Annotated in this window: 11 protein-coding genes and 1 pseudogene; 5 read left to right on the forward strand and 7 right to left on the reverse strand. The window is 65.3% G+C overall.

Annotation, left to right across the window (positions count from 1 at the left end):
• Nucleotides 1-3: 3 nt before the first annotated feature.
• Both IM660_RS00280 and IM660_RS00285 read right to left on the reverse strand, forming a co-directional pair.
• Entirely contained in the window at nt 4-723 is a 720-nt protein-coding gene (locus IM660_RS00280; RefSeq protein ID WP_193497473.1) for a MerR family transcriptional regulator, read from the reverse strand.
• A 124-nt stretch (nt 724-847) separates the two neighbouring features.
• Nucleotides 848-1,243, reverse strand: a complete 396-nt coding sequence (locus IM660_RS00285) for a RidA family protein (RefSeq protein ID WP_193497474.1) — start codon at nt 1,241-1,243, stop codon at nt 848-850.
• 60 nt (nt 1,244-1,303) lie between these two features.
• On the opposite strand from IM660_RS00285, the gene soxR reads away from it, so the two are divergent.
• On the forward strand, nt 1,304-1,765 hold the full coding sequence (gene soxR, locus IM660_RS00290; RefSeq protein ID WP_193497475.1) for a redox-sensitive transcriptional activator SoxR: 462 nt from the start codon (nt 1,304-1,306) through the stop codon (nt 1,763-1,765).
• A gap of 50 nt (nt 1,766-1,815) precedes the next feature.
• On the opposite strand, the gene IM660_RS00295 is transcribed toward soxR, so the two are convergent.
• The 5 genes and pseudogenes from IM660_RS00295 to IM660_RS00315 form a co-directional block, all read right to left on the reverse strand.
• On the reverse strand, nt 1,816-2,790 hold the full coding sequence (locus IM660_RS00295) for a 3-hydroxyacyl-CoA dehydrogenase family protein (protein ID WP_193497476.1): 975 nt from the start codon (nt 2,788-2,790) through the stop codon (nt 1,816-1,818).
• Between the two features lie 10 nt (nt 2,791-2,800).
• The gene (locus tag IM660_RS00300; protein WP_193497477.1) at nt 2,801-3,787 is read right to left on the reverse strand and encodes a sugar phosphate isomerase/epimerase family protein; all 987 of its coding nucleotides are present in this window, start codon (nt 3,785-3,787) and stop codon (nt 2,801-2,803) included.
• Between the two features lie 344 nt (nt 3,788-4,131).
• A complete protein-coding gene (locus tag IM660_RS00305; protein ID WP_193497478.1) occupies nt 4,132-4,950 on the reverse strand; it encodes a transposase in 819 nt (272 codons plus the stop codon).
• Between the two features lie 431 nt (nt 4,951-5,381).
• Nucleotides 5,382-6,155 carry an IclR family transcriptional regulator gene (locus IM660_RS00310; RefSeq protein WP_193497479.1) on the reverse strand — a complete coding sequence of 258 codons (774 nt, stop codon included), beginning with the start codon at nt 6,153-6,155 and terminating at the stop codon, nt 5,382-5,384.
• A gap of 200 nt (nt 6,156-6,355) precedes the next feature.
• A pseudogene (locus IM660_RS00315) lies at nt 6,356-7,700 on the reverse strand (IS1380 family transposase); the annotation flags it as partial.
• 441 nt (nt 7,701-8,141) lie between these two features.
• On the opposite strand from IM660_RS00315, the gene IM660_RS00320 reads away from it, so the two are divergent.
• From IM660_RS00320 to IM660_RS00335, 4 genes are read left to right on the forward strand one after another with little or no spacing between them, the layout of a single operon-like run.
• Entirely contained in the window at nt 8,142-9,716 is a 1,575-nt protein-coding gene (locus IM660_RS00320) for an extracellular solute-binding protein (RefSeq protein WP_193497480.1), read from the forward strand.
• The gene (locus tag IM660_RS00325; protein ID WP_193497481.1) at nt 9,717-10,898 is read left to right on the forward strand and encodes a Gfo/Idh/MocA family protein; all 1,182 of its coding nucleotides are present in this window, start codon (nt 9,717-9,719) and stop codon (nt 10,896-10,898) included. It begins immediately after the preceding gene.
• On the forward strand, nt 10,895-12,517 hold the full coding sequence (locus tag IM660_RS00330) for an FAD-dependent oxidoreductase (RefSeq protein ID WP_193497482.1): 1,623 nt from the start codon (nt 10,895-10,897) through the stop codon (nt 12,515-12,517). Before IM660_RS00325 ends, IM660_RS00330 begins: the two co-directional genes overlap by 4 nt.
• A 21-nt stretch (nt 12,518-12,538) precedes the next feature.
• Nucleotides 12,539-14,953 carry a polysaccharide lyase 8 family protein gene (locus IM660_RS00335; RefSeq protein ID WP_193497483.1) on the forward strand — a complete coding sequence of 805 codons (2,415 nt, stop codon included), beginning with the start codon at nt 12,539-12,541 and terminating at the stop codon, nt 14,951-14,953.
• Nucleotides 14,954-14,962 lie beyond the last annotated feature (9 nt).

Raw genomic sequence — 14,962 nt, forward strand, 5'->3', positions numbered from 1 at the left:
TGGTTAAAGCTCGTGGTCGAGGCGCGCGAGGACGTCGAGCTGTGGCTCGGTGAACGCCTGCGCCCGGTACTGCTCGAGCAGGTCGTTGACCCGGGCGTTCTGCAGGTCAGGCATCGGTGCGGCGGCGAGCAGAGTTCGCAGCTCGTTCGCGATCCGATCGCGCTCTGCCTCCGGTGTGGACTCGGTGACCGCCAGCAATCCGCCGATCGCTGCGGACAGGAGGTTCCGCAGTCGCGGGTCGGTTCCCATGGCCTCGGCGTGTGCGCGCACCTGCGCATGGGTGGCTGGATCGCCGGCGCTCATCAACAGAGTGAGGTCGGCCTCCAGGCGTCTCGCTGCCGCGTCGGTGAGAAAGTTGCGCGCCAGCTCGTCCAGCTCCCCGTAGTTCGCCGGCGCTTCGGGTAGCGGCGACGTCCGGGCCGCGCGGACGATCTCGAGCTGGCGGGTGAGCGTGGCGATCTGATCGCGCAGCGCCTCCTCCAGACCGGCGAGCTCGTCCTCGATGCCGCTGCCGGGCAGGTCGAGGAGCCCGCGGATGCGATCGAGCCCTAGCCCGAGTCCGACGAGGTGACGGATGCGAAGGAGGCGCGTTGCGTCCAGTACCGAGTACTCGCGGTAGCCATTGATCCGCCGCTCCGGCTCCGGCAGCAGCCCGATCTGGTGATAGTGCCGCACGGTGCGTGAGGTCACGCCCGCGAGCTCGGCCAGCTCTCCGATCCGCATCCGCACCTCCTGGTGGCAGCCTATGCGGCGGTCGTGACCCCCTGATACCCCCGTGCTCGCCGTTTCACCACCTTCTGCTCGCGGTTCTGCCACCGTGCAGCGAGCCCCTCACGGCGGCTGACACTCAGCGAACGGCGATGGCATCGATCTCGACGAGCAGGTCCGGATGGCCGAGAGCACTGACCTGCGAGAGAACCCCAGGAGGGCTCACCGATGCTGCGGCGAACGCGCGGTCGAGTACCTCGCCTGCGCCGGCCTGGAACGCTGCGACGTCCGTGACGTGTGTGTTGAGCTGGACGACGTCGCTCAACGTCATGCCGGCGGCTTCGAGAACCCGGTGGACGTTGGCGAGAGTGAGTTCAACCTGCGCGCGCAAGTCGCCCGGGTGCTGCGGTTCGCCGTCGTCGGACATCGCCGTCTGACCGGACACGAACAGCCACGATGAAGGTGCGGTGACCAGCACGCCCTGATCGTCGGCGAAGTGCCAGTTGAAGGGGTTGATGCTCGTCTTGTCAGCCATGTGCGTCTCCCATCTGTCCGAGCGCCCTGCCAGGACGAGGTCGACGCTAGAATCTCAACCATGGTTGAGGTCAATTCGCGCTCGACGCTGACGCCCGGCGAGGTTGCCGCTCGTGCCGGGGTGGCCGTGTCGGCGCTGCACTTCTACGAGCGCGAAGGCCTGATCAGCAGCACCCGGACAGCCGGGAATCAGCGCCGGTACCGCCGCGACGTGCTCCGCCGGCTCGCTTTCGTGCGGGTAGCGCAGCGCGTGGGCATCCCGCTGGCCCGCGTGCGCGATGAACTGTCCCGCCTCCCCGACGAGCGCACTCCGAGCCGACGAGACTGGCAGCGGCTCTCCGCGGCATGGCGCGACGAACTCGAGGAACGGATCCGCCGGCTCGAACAACTTCGGGACGACTTCACCAGCTGCATCGGTTGTGGCTGCCTCTCCCTGCGGCAGTGCGCGCTCGCCAACCCGGGGGACGCGTTGGGCGGGCACGGGCCGGGCCCGCGTCTGCTCGAGGAGAACTCGCGCAGCTGATCCCGCGGCCTGACCATGCTCGGCCCGCCGTTCTGCTGCGCGAACCCTGACTACGCCGGGGGCGTGCCCTTGGGTGCGGGGCCGAGGTCGCTGAGTAGGTCGCCCATGCGCTTGTACGCACGGTTGCGGTAGGCGATCAGTTCGGCCTTGGTCTCCTCGTCGAAGTCGCCGGTCAGGCCCTTGCCGTTCTTCGCCCCATGCCGTCCGGCCGCCACGGCGTCGGAGATCAACGACGGCGTCCCGAGCCTTTCGCCGTACGCCTCGCCCAGGGTGGTGTAGCCATTGGCGTAGACGTCCAGGCCGGCCTGGTCGGCGATGGCGAACGGGCCGAAGAAGCCCAGCCGGTAGCCGAACGTGGTGCGCACGATCGTGTCGACGTCCTCGACGGTGGCCACGCCCTCCTCGACGACGGCGGTCGCCTCCTTCAGGAGGGCGTACTGGAGGCGGTTCAGCACCATGCCCGGGGTGTCGGCCACCTGGGCGCCCTCGCGGCCGATGCGCACGAGGAGAGCCTTGATGGCGTCGACGACCTGCGCCGTCGTGGCCTCCCCGGCGACCAGCTCGACGCCTGGGATGAAGGGCGCGGGGTTGGAGAAGTGCACGGTGAGGAAGCGCTCGGGGCCCTGCACGGCGGGGACGAGCACGTGCACGGGGATGGTGGAGGTGTTGGTGCCGATGATCGCGTCGGGGCGGGCGGCGGCGCTGATGCGGGCGAGGACGTCGTGCTTGACGTCGGCGCGCTCGAAGACGGCTTCCTCGATGAGGTCGACGTCCGCCACGGCCTCCTCGAGGGAGTCGGCGGCGGTGAGGTTGGTGCGGATCCGGTCGGTGCTGCCCGGCTCGTAGAGGCCGTCGGCCTCGAACTCGGCGGCCTCGCGCAGGAGCCGTTCCAGGCCGGCTTGGGTGGCCTCGGGGGTGGTGTCCACGATCGTGGTGCGGATCCCGGCGTTGGCGAAGATCTGCGCGATCCCGCCGCCCATGTAGCCGGCGCCGACCACGGTGACGGTCTCGATGGTCCTGCTCATACTTAGCTCCTCAGCGGGTGGGCTGGTCGGGTCGGTTCAGGGCCGAACCCAGCACTTGACGGATGTAATCACGATTCTCGGCGCACACGCCGATGGAGTCACTGCCGTAGTGCTCGGTGCAGAACGGGCCGCGGTAGCCGAGTTCAATCGCGCGGCGGATGACCGCGCGGTAGTTGATCACGCCGTACTTCAGCGGTACCGGGGCGGAGGAGTAGGAACCGGTGGCCGGGTCCTCGTCGCGGGTGTAGCTCTTGATGTGCCAGAAGTTGCAGTACGGCAGCACCGTCTCGAACAGGTCGATCATGCCGGGTGAGCTGGGGATCGGGCGGTGCAGGCGCACCAGGTTGCCGATGTCCGGGTTGAGGCCGACGGCGTCGTGGCCGACGTCTTTGACGAACTGCACCGCATCCTCGGGGGTGCCGACGTAGGTGTCCTCGTACATCTCCAGGCTGACCTGAACGCCGTTGGCGGCGGCATGGTCGCCGAGCTCGCGAATCCGCTCGATGGCGAGGGGGCGCAGTTCCGGGTCGTCCACGTGCCCGGGCTCGAGCCAGAACCACAGTGCCTTCTGCTGCGCCGGGGTGAGGCCCTGCATGAAGCCGACGTTGACGATCGAGGCGCCGACCTCGGGGGCGATGTCGAGGAAGCGGTGGGCGTCGGCGAGGTTCTGCTCGCCGTTGGCCCGGTCGACCACGCTGCTGCGCGTCATCGAGATGGAGGAGATGCCCAGGCCCTCGTCGGCGAGCACGCTGCGGAACTCAGCCAGTCGCTCCGGGCTGAGCTTGGCGAGGGAGAGCCAGGCGTCGGTGGGGTCGATGTGATCGAAGCCGAGTTCGCGCACCTGGCGCAGCTGGCCGGCCCAGGTGGCGGCGGGGGCGTCGATCGTGGGGGTGCCATCCGGCGTCGTAGCGCCGAAGGTGAGCATGTTGCAGGCGATCGGCCAGGTCTCGGCCGTCCAGTCTGCGGGGTCGTGGGGCGTCGTTGCTCGCGATTCCATATTATATAGGATATCACTCTCGACTGGAGGCTGCGGGGTCAGACGGTCGTCGGCGATGCTTGGGCGCCGGCACTGGCCCTGTGCGTTGGAGTGGACTCCACCGAGTGCTGGCCCAAGAGACTGCCACGCGGTTCGTGGCGTGGTTCAGGGCGGCGCGGGGGTCTTCGGCGCGGATGGAGTCGCTGCCTTCAGGACGTTGCTAGCGGCATTCGCAGGGACGGCAACAGGGACGCACTGGTACTCGCGTTCACGTTTGCCGACGTTTCCGATACGAGGCTGCTGTCAGCAGTTTCTCATTACCGCTCGCAGGCTCCACTACGGGCTCTTCGGACTTCCGGTGGGGATCAGGCCTTGAGTCCTCCGGCGACGAGGAGTACGCGGAGTCGGTAGTTGGTGAGGTTGCGGTAGCCGCGGGCGAGGCGTCGGTGGAGTTCGATGATGCCGTTGATGGCTTCGGTGCCGCCGTTGTTGGATCGGTCGGTGGTGAAGTAGGCCAAGAACGCGTCCTTCCAGCGGCGTAGCGTCCGTCCAAGGCGGGCGACCTCGGGGACCGGGCGGGTGTGGAAGATCGCCAGGATGCGTTGGGCCATCGTGCGCCCAGCGCTCAGGTCGGCGCAGCGGTAGGCCGCTCGTAGGTCTTGGGTGCACCGCCAGGCGAGGTAGACACTGGTGGGCCTGGTCAGCCTCGATCGCTGTGGCCAGGCGGGCGAGTTGGCGGTCGGTGAGGTTCTCCGCCTCGGCGCGCAGGATCCTCTGGATACCGTAGAGCGGATCACCCTTGCGGCCGCGGTGGCCGAGGGTCTCTTGCTGGACCGGCGGCGGCCCTCATCAACGGTCTGGGTGCCAAGCTTGACCACGTGGAAGGCGTCGAGCACGGCGTTGGCGTCGGCGATCGCGGTCTTGTAGCCGGCGAACGGGTCCAGCGCCGCAACCTCGACTCCGGCACGGAACTCGGCACTGCGGTCGGTGAGCCAGTCGGCGTAGGCCTTCTTCGACCGCCCGGGCCGTAGGTCCAGCAGCCGGGCGCGGACCTTGCCCTCGGCGTCGCGGGTCAGGTCGACCATGCCGGTGAGCTCCTTCGCGCCACGGCGACGCGGGTTGCCGTGGTGCCAGATGTGCTCATCGACGCCGAGGCTGACCACTCCGGCGAAAGCGGGACTCATCGGCGGCCAGCTAACGTAGCCCTCGCGCAGTCCGGGTCGGGGCAGCGCAAGGTGCGCTGACGCCAGATCACCCGCACTGGCACGAAGCCGGGCACATCATGCAGCTCGCACCTTCGCCGCCCGCGGCTGGGCGTGACGACCCCACGGTTTGGACAGCCCGTCAGCTGCCAAGGCGTGGAGACCGTGACCGTCACGAGCACGTCGGTGCGCTCGACGGCCTCCACATGAATGCCCGGATACCCAGGAGTGTGTCGCAGCGGACGTAGGGATCAGTGGTGGGCGCATCGCTGCACCCCGTAGCGTTGGTCAACGTCGAGGTCCTCGGAGTGAACAGTCTGCTTGGTCGCTACTGATCATCGAGGACCTCGATCCCTACCCACCCTCAGCTACCTCCGCGAGTCCCGCTCCCCACCAGAAGTCCGAAGAGCCCCTTACCGCTCGCGTCCTGCTGGCCGCGAGTAGGGCGCGGCCATTCCGGCGGAAAGAAGCGCGCTGCCTAGATTCTCGATCCCGATCGCGATGACCTGGGGTGAGGGGCCCGTCGCACTCAGCCCAAGAAACTCGCCAGTGACGACTTCGACCGCGACAGCAACGCACATCACCCCAACCTCGCTCTCCTCGCGATCTACGGCGAATCCCCGTTCCCTCGTAAGTTCCAGTTCATAGGCTAACTCGGCGAGATTGGTGATTGAGTGTTCGGTACGTGCCTCGAGTGCTCGAGAGCCTTTGAGCAGTCGGTCGTCCTTCTCATCCAACGTTGCCGCCAGCAGCGCCTTGCCAACGCCGGTGACGTGCGCCGGGTTGACACCCCCGATGACGGAGTTTGTCCTCAAGCCGTCTATCGGGTTCACTTTGTCCAGGTAGACCACTGACGTGTCCATGAGCCGTGCCAGGTGGACCGTCAGTCCGGACCACCGCGACACCTGGACCAACTGGTCATGAAACGAAGCGACGATCGGCGACTCTGCCTGGAACCGGAAGGCGACCTCGAGCGCCGCCGGCCCGAGCATGTATCGGGAGCTGGGACCGTCCTGATGCACGAAGTCGCGACTCTTCATTGCGCTGAGCACACGATGCATCGTCGACTTCGAAATGCCGGTCGCAACCGCAATCTCGCCGAGGCTCATGCCAGCAGCGTTGTCGCCCAGGAGGGTCAGAACCCGCAAGGCGCGATCCACGCCCTGGTGGGACTCGCTCTTCGTCATCCCGTGATCCTCTCGCACTTAGCCTCGATCCACCGACCGGCACTGATGTGTTGGGCGAGTTTGGCGCGGTCGTTGTGGGGGCCTTCGGGCGCGAGGAGCTCGGCGGTCTGCCCGGCTTTTCCACTGAGGTTCCTCGGTCGTAAGGACGCGTGCCTGGGGTCAGGTGGCGGGAGAACGAGCTTGTAGAGCGAGGCTTTGGCCCAGGGCCAGTGGAGGGGTAGGTGCAGGCGCAATCGCCGGGCAGAGGTCGCGATCCGGGCGGGGATGTTGATGAGTTTGCGGCGGATCGTCGCCGTCGTGGCCCGCAGCAGGGAGGGCGCCTGGGTGGTCAACGTGGCTGCGGCGCGGGTGAGGTTGAAGGCGATGACGGCACAGATGAGCCAGGCGGCGTTGGCGGTGGACTTCCCCGAGGGCAGGTGGGCCAGCGCCTAGGCCCTCAGATCGGCATTGACGTTCTCGATGATCGCGTGAGCGCGGTGGACTTGATCGGCGGTGACGGTGTCGCGCTCGTCGGTGTTGGTGGTGGTGAAGAAGGCGTGGAAGCGCCAGGTGTCGAACAGTGTCTGCTGACCGTGGCTGTTCATGGGGTTGAGATCAGGGATGCGGCGAACCACCAGGCGGCCGGGGACCTGCTCGGCGTTCTTCTTGGCGGAGGACGCGGTGAAGGGAACCTCAGCGACCTCAGCCCGCGAGACCCAGCTGCTGGTGGTTTCGTCGTAGATCGCATCGGAGTATCTGATCGGTGTCCAGGCGTCCTCGCTGATCGAGGCGATGGCGCGTTTGACGGCCGGGTCCATCCGCACGGGGATCGAGACCTGCGCCCGGTCTTCATCACGGCGCTGACCATGGCGTGGGAGTAGAACGCCGAGTCGGCCCGTACCAGTGCTTCTCGCCCGGCCAGGTGGCTGCGGCGCACCAGGGCGAGAGTGTCGGTAGCAAGTCGGGCCGCCCCACGCGGGGACCCGGCCGAGCCTTTACGCAGGCGCTGGGCGGCGATCACCGGGGCGATGTGATCGGTGGAGACCGTGGCCAGCAGCGCGTTCAGACCCCGGATGCCGGAGTAGCCGAAGGAGGCACCTGCTTGGCGTAGCCGTGGACCTCGATGATGGTGTCGTCGATGTCGACCATCACCGTGCCGGCCTGCTCCGCGGTGCCGAGCAGACCGGTGTGCTCGGCGAGGTTCGGCAGCAACCGTGAGGCCACCGCGTCAGCCTGCCGGACGTGCCCGATGGTGAAGGACCGCAGGAACTGCCCCAGTGTCGAGGGCGCATAGCCGCGGTCGAAGACCTTACCCATCCCGCCGTGGCGCAGCAGCGCCATGTCATCAGTACGGCCGGCACCGGCGACCATGCCAGCCACCAGCGAAGACAATTTCAAACCGGCGTTGGCGCCCTTGTCGCTGGGCACGCTCAGCCGCTCATCGGCAAGGGTGCGCAGTCCCGCCTTGCGGGCCAGGGCCATCAACGGGACCAAACCCGCTGTCGACACGAGATTCGGCTCGTCGAAGGTCGCAGACGTCACGGGGCGGATGTGAGAAAGCTGCACCTACGAGATGCCCTTCTTGAACTGGCGATACGGACCCTAAGCAAGCCGTGCCTTCCCAGGTCAGAGGGGCATTCTTGAGTTCCCGCGCCCACACGCAACGCTCACCGATCGGTGGATCGAGGCTTAGCCGACTCTTCCTACCTGAGACGGGCGCGCGACAGTCCGCGCCCGTGAGCACCACGTGCTGTCGGTAATGCTCGCGGTTGCAGAGCCCGCGGGCAACTCGGCGATGGAGATCGAGGGGTCGCCCCTGCCTTCAAGGGTCTGCCGAGTCGCGTGAGTGACACGCGTTCGCTCAGAGCGCGTTCCGTTAGGCGGAACGCTGGTCGCATCAACGGAACGTCTGCTAATCTCGCACTCACACCTCAGAGTTGAGAATGGAGTTGGAAGATGACCCATGTGTCACGCCGACAAGCGCTGCGTCTCGGAATCTTCGCCACGATGACCACCACCGGAGTAGGTGTGCTGACTGGCTGTGGGTCCGAGGGTGGTGACGCCACACCGACTGCCTCCGGCAGTGGCAGCGGCAATGGGCCGCTTCTGCCGACGTATATCGAGTACACCGGAGTCACACCAGATCTCTCTTCGACGCCCGAGGGCGCGCTCGCCGGCTACTTCCGTTACCCGGACCCACAACCGCGTGCGGGCGCCGAGCATCCGGCTGCTGGACTGGACTCGGTTGAGATCCTGTACCCGACGTACCAGCCTGTGCCCCTCGAGGTCTCGGAGAACCCGTTCTGGCAGGAACTCAACGACCGAGCGGGCGCCTCAATGGACCTGCTCATGACCCCTGCGGCCAACTATGACGAGAAGTTCCAGACGATGCTTGCAGGTGGCACCCTTCCGGAGATCACGGTCATCAGCGGAACGCCGCCCCGACTGTCACAGATCCTCAGCAGCCAGTTCGCAGATCTCTCGGAGTATCTCGCGGGTGACTTGGCGGCTGAGTATCCCTCACTTGCCAACATCCCAACCGTCTCCTGGCAGAGTTGCGTTGTCGGCGGTGTCCTCTACGGCGTCCCGCAGCCTCGACCCATCGCAGGCGGTCCGGCAATGTTCTACGACGAGGCACTCGTCAACGAACTAGGGCTCGACCCGAATCCGACGAGCATGGACGACTATCGCCAACTGATGCGCGACGCTACGGACGAGAGCGCGGGAAGGTTCGGCTGCAGCAACCCGGAGCGAATGCTCATACACGTGGCCATGATGCTAGGTGCCCCAAACAAGTGGCGACAAGCAGACGACGGGTCGTTCGTCAGCGCAGTCGCTGATGAGCGAACCAAGGAGGCTCTCGCGATCACCCGATCGATGGTCGAGGATGGTATTTTCCCGCCAAACTGGGTGTCGAGCACGTACTCGGACAAGCGTGACACCTTCACCACTCGGAAGGCGATCTTTCACCCCGACGGCGACGCCGCATGGAGCCTCTTCCAGGGCCAACTGGAGGCAACTGTCTCGGCCTTGCCCAACCCTGGGCCGGACGGCCAAGCCGCGCCGCATCACTGCGGCAATCCCCGGCAGGGCATGACCGTCATTCGCAGGGACCTCGAATCAGAACGGATCAAGCGGTTGTTGTCGACGCTCGACTGGCTCGCGACGCCGATCGGCACCCTCGAGCACCTATTCCGCAAGTTCGGTACCGAAGGATCCCTCTTTACCTGGGACGGAGGCATTCCATCGCCTGTCGAAGGTGCGACGAGCCAGATCATGGACCTCCAGTACATAGTTGACGGGCCGTCCGGATTGGGCCCGGCGATAGAGGACGATGTACGCCATCGCTACGAGTGGTACGCCGCGAACTCAGAGAACCTCGAACTCGACGCCTCTCTTGGCCTCTACTCCGAGACACAGGCTGAAGTGGGGGGCAACCTCACCGCGGACGTCGCGGCGATGCAGCTAGACATCCTTGCCGGTCGCAAGGACATCGGTGAGTGGGATGACTTCGTGACGACCTGGCGTGCCAACGGCGGCGACGCCGTTGCGGCAGAGCTCCAGGAAGAAGCTAGTCGATAGATGGTCAACTTGAACATCGGTGTCATCGGGCTCGGAGCGAGGCTGCGGGTGATGCTGAGATACCTGCGCGATGCAAATCCCGACACACTCGTGACCGCCCTCGCCGATCCGGACTCAGACGCCGCAACCTGGCTTGAGTCCGTACAGGGGGTTCGACCCCGCATCCTCGACATCGAGACGCTGGTCAACTCATCACGTATCGACGGCGTCATGATCGGCACACGGGACTACCAGCATGCTGAGCAGGCAGTTGCAGTTCTGAGGACAGGACTCCCCCTGTTTCTTGAGAAGCCCGTCGTCATCGACTGGGACCAGTGGTCGATGCTGGACACCTCCTATGCGATCAGCAGTTCACCAACGGTCATCTCGTTCCCGCTGCGCCGCTCAGCCATGATTACTCAAGTCAAGGAGCTCGTCGGAGCCGGTCGGATCGGCGAGATTCAACACCTTCAGGCCATCAACAATGTTCCCGCCTACGGCATCGGCGCCTACTACCACGGATGGATGCGGGAAGAGGCTCTTACCGGTGGGCTCTGGATGCAGAAGGCAACGCACGATCTCGACTACCTGACCTATCTGATTGGGGAGGAGCCCGCCCGAGTCTCCGCAGACGAATCGAAGACCAAGTTTGTTGGCTCACGACCGGCGGGGCTTCGATGCGTGGAATGCGATGAACGACTGAACTGCCCCGAAGGTCCAGAAACGTGGGTCGCTGGAGGCGGCAAGCCGACCGCGAGATTCGAGACCTGGCGCTGTGTATTCGCTAGCGATACCGGCAACCATGACTCCGCATCGGCGATCATCAAGTACAAGTCGTTGGTGCACGCGTCATACACACAGAACTTTTATAGCAGGCGCCAGGCAGCAACACGAGGCGCCATTGTCACCGGGACCACAGGGTCAATTCGATTCGACTGGTTCCGCGGAGTGGTCACGCTGACGCCCCACTACGACGACGCCGAGGAGCGCTACACCATCAACGGGGACGAAGACGGCCACTTCGGCGGCGACCTTGAGCTCGCGCGCGACTTCATCGCCGCTTGTCGCGGGGACGAACGGCCCGGAAGCGCCGATCTGCGCGATGGCTTGACCAGTGCCGCTATCGCGCTTGCCGCGCGCGACTCGTGCGCCACTGGTGCCAGGTCTCGTGTGCCATCCCCCAAGTCCGGAGGTAGGACGTGACCGCGAGAGCCAGCGCAGACCAGGTCGATGTACTCATCGTGGGCGGTGGTCTAGGAGGGGTAGCTGCTGCGATGGCACTCTGCGATCACGGCCACCGCGTGCTGATGGTTGACGAGTACCCTTGGATTGGCGGACAACTCACCGCGCAAGCGGTGCCCCCGGATGAGCACAAATGGATCGAGACCACCTCGCCCACGAGGTCCTACCAACGACTCCGCGAACGTATCCGTGAGCATTACCGTCGTAACTATCCCCTGACAGCTGTCGCTCGCGACGACTCGTTGCTCAACCCCGGACGGGGCACGGTCAGCAGGCTGTGCCACGAGCCTCGCGTCGCGGTCGGTGCAATCTACGAACTCTTGGCGCCCTTCTTGGCAGCGGGGAACTTGGAGGTCTGGACGCAGACACGCGTCGTTGAGGTAGAGACCGCTAACGACACCATCAACGCTGTTCGCCTCGCAACGCCGCTCGGTGAGCGCCATGTGCAGGCACGGATCTGCGTCGACGCCACTGAACGCGGTGACATCATTGCCTTGGCGGGCGCCGAACACGTAGTGGGCGCCGAGGCGCAGGTAGATACCGGCGAGCCACACGCACCCGCTGTGGCCGATCCGTTCGACCAGCAGAGCATGACATGGTGTTTCGCGCTCGAGTGGGGATCCGACGACCACCACGTGATTGATCGTCCGCACGACTACGAGCGCTGGCGATCGCTAGATGCGCCCTACACTGATGCGCTCCAGTTCTCGTGGTCGGGCGTCGATCCGACGACCCTCCAGCACCGACTCATGGGCCTATTCGAGGGTGACCTCGACGGGTATCGCGTGCCAGACATGTGGCACTATCGCCGAGTGCTCGCGAGGTCCACCTTTGAGATCGGCGCCGTCCGCGAGGTTTCCATGGTCAACTGGCACCAGACCGACTACTGGCTTCGGCCGACCGTAACGCCGGACCTGCATGACGATCGCGCGCAGTTCGAGCGCGCCGCTGAGGAGGCTAAGCAACTCTCTCGATCGTTCCTCTACTGGCTCCAGACCGAAGCGCCCAACCAAGGCGGGGGAGTGGGATACCCAACTCTTCGACTTCGGCCGGACATCACCGGAACGAGCGATGGCTTCGCGATGGCGCCTTACATCCGCGAGTCCCGGCGGATCGTGGGGCTGGGTCGGGTTAGCGAACTCGACATCGGGGTCGACGCCCGCGGTCATCGACGCCCCGAGGCCGTTCCCGACACGGTCGGCATCGGGCACTACCGCATCGATCTGCACCCCAGCGCAAGTGGGCGCAACTTCGTCGACGTCGATTGCTTCCCGTTCCAGATTCCGGCCAGGGCGATGCTGCCTGTACGCATGCGGAACCTGCTACCCGCCAACAAGAACATCGGCACGACACACATCACGAACGGTGCGTTCCGGTTGCATCCGGTCGAGTGGAGCATCGGCGAAGCCGTCGGCGTGATGGCAGCTGCATGCCTTCGAAACGCCACTCCTGTGCAAGCGCTAGCACATCCGCAGGCTGTCGAAACAATTCAGGGCGAACTGGCGAACCGCGGCACTTCCCTCTCGTGGCCGGACTGGATTGTCGACGACTACCCACGCTCCCGAACGCTGTTCGTGTAGCGCGACGAAAGGTCCTTCACGATGGAAACCAGTGAATCGACGTACGCCATGATCAAACGGTCGGTCATACGCGGAACAGGCGTGTTGTCGGCGGAAGGAACCATCCTTCAAGTCGAGACCGAGGCGGCGGCGGCTGCGCCACCTTTCGACGACATGCGAGCACGGTGGGCACAGGGCCTGATCGGTGCCAACATCGAGTCGACCGCACCCGAGTACGCTGCCATCATCTCCGAGATCAATTCGAAGACCGAGTACGCACTGGCCCGTCTGGAGGCGAGCTCGACCTCGACGGCGGTGTTCACTGACATTCCGCTGGGTAGCAAGTCCCAAGCCCTGGTAGCAACGGCCGTCAGAATCCAGGAGATGGCAACGGCGTTCGCGGTACCTGGAACTGATTACACCAGTGACGGCACCGTGCTGAACAACATCATCGAGGCACTCGAAGCACTTCACCGCATTGAGTACCACGTCGGAGCGACCGAGTACGACAACTGGCACAACTGGGAGATCGGCTGCCCACAGGTCATCATCGACACCTTGATCCTGTGCCACGAAGGTATCCCGACAGCCTTGCGCGAGAGTCTCGCGGCGACGGTCGACTACTTCACCCCCGACCCCAACTACATGACCTTGCGGCAGGGGACGAACAAACTGGCGACTGGTGCCAATCTTGTTGACCTGTGCCGAGTCGTCGCTGTGGCAGGACTCGCCGTCGAAAGCCCGACCCGGGTCGCCGCCGCCGCATCAGCGCTCCCTCGCGCCTTCGGCACCGTCACAGCCGGAGACGGCTTTCACGCTGATGGTGGCTTCATCCAACACAACCATGTGCCTTACACAGGTGGCTACGGCCTCGCGCTTCTCAAGAACGCCGCACTCGTCCTTCCCGTTCTCGCGGGCACCACCTGGGAAGTGACTGACCCCCGGGTGCTCGAACTGTATGACGCGATCGAAGCGGGCTACATCCCCGCAGTGTTCAACGCCCGGATGATGGACTCGCTACGGGGACGCTATGTCGCGGTGGAGACGTCTAGCGAGTACACCACGGGACACTTGACCTTGGAGTACGTTCTGCGGCTCGCGGACGGTCTCGATCCGGGCCGACGATCGGCCTGGCGGGCTGTCTGCAAGGGCTGGCTGGATCGGTGCGCCGTCGACCCGATCAACGACGGCCGCGGAGTCCTCGACAGGCTTCCGCGCGTTGCGCTCTTCAATGATGTGCGGAACGACAGCACCGTGGCCGTCGCCCCAGAGCCGGTCGAGCACCGTAGCTACGGCAGTATGGCCCGCTCGATGCACCGGCGAAGCGGATGGGCCGTCACCGTTGCGGCCAGCAGCAAGCGCATCGCCTACTTCGAGCACGGTGGTAGCACCGGGGAGAACCTGCGAGGTTGGCACCAGGGGCTCGGCATGACCTACGTCTATGACGACGACTCAGCGCAGTACGCCGATTCCTTCTGGCCAACCGTCGATCCCTACAAGCTTCCAGGAACCACCACAGACCAGGCCCCACTCGCGGACGGCGCAGGCGGAGCGTACGGAGCGGCGCTTCCCGCGAGCGCCTTTGGAGGAGGCACCACCGATGGCGAGGACGGCTGTCTGGGTCAGGTCCTGTCTGGGCTGCTCACCGAGATCCATGCCACCAAGTCTTGGTTCTTCATCGAAGACGTCGTCATCCAGCTCGGCGCCGCGATCTCAGGCGCTAGCGGCCATCCGATCTACTCCGTGCTCTCTAACCGGAAGGTCCCCACGTCGACGGCACCCGCAGTGCATGTCGACGGTGTGCAGCAGCCCGTGGCTGCGGCATGGTCTGGTGACTTTACGGACCCAAGTTGGACCCACGACGGCAGGCATGGCGTTGTGCTTCTGGAGTCGAGCCCGGTATCAGTCGCCTTCGAGGAACGATCAGGAAGCTGGGCAGCCATAAGGCGTGGAGGGTCGACCGATGCCATCACCCGCTCATATCTGACGCAATGGATTGACCACGGAGTGGATCCTGAGGATTCCTCTTACGCCTTTGCCCTCCTGCCGACCGCAAGCGCGAAGCGGACTGCAGCGTTCGCGCGCAACCCAGGAGTCACGGTGCTGTCCAACTCGGCAGACATCCAGGCCGTGCGCAGCGACCGGGCACGTCTGGTGGCTGCCAACTTCTTCACGCCCGGTAGTCTCACCGTAGGACGCCGACCCCGCGTCATCTACGCGGACGCACCGTGTTCTGTCATGATTCGACGCAAGGGCGGATGTCTCCAGGTCAGCCTCTCCGACCCGACCCAGGAGTCGACATCTCTCGAATTGCGCCTCGAGGGGCTTGGGGCCTCCCGGTCCAGCGGAGATAGGACCGTAGCCGTTGCCCAGGAAGGGATGACAGCAGTCCTCACCGTGGACGTCTCAGGCGGCGACGGTAGGAGCCATCACGTGCAACTTGTCCAGGGGGTCTAGCGTGTCCGT

The sequence above is a fragment of the Ruania alkalisoli genome, from assembly GCF_014960965.1.
In the GTDB taxonomy this organism is placed as follows: Bacteria; Actinomycetota; Actinomycetes; order Actinomycetales; family Beutenbergiaceae; genus Ruania; species Ruania alkalisoli.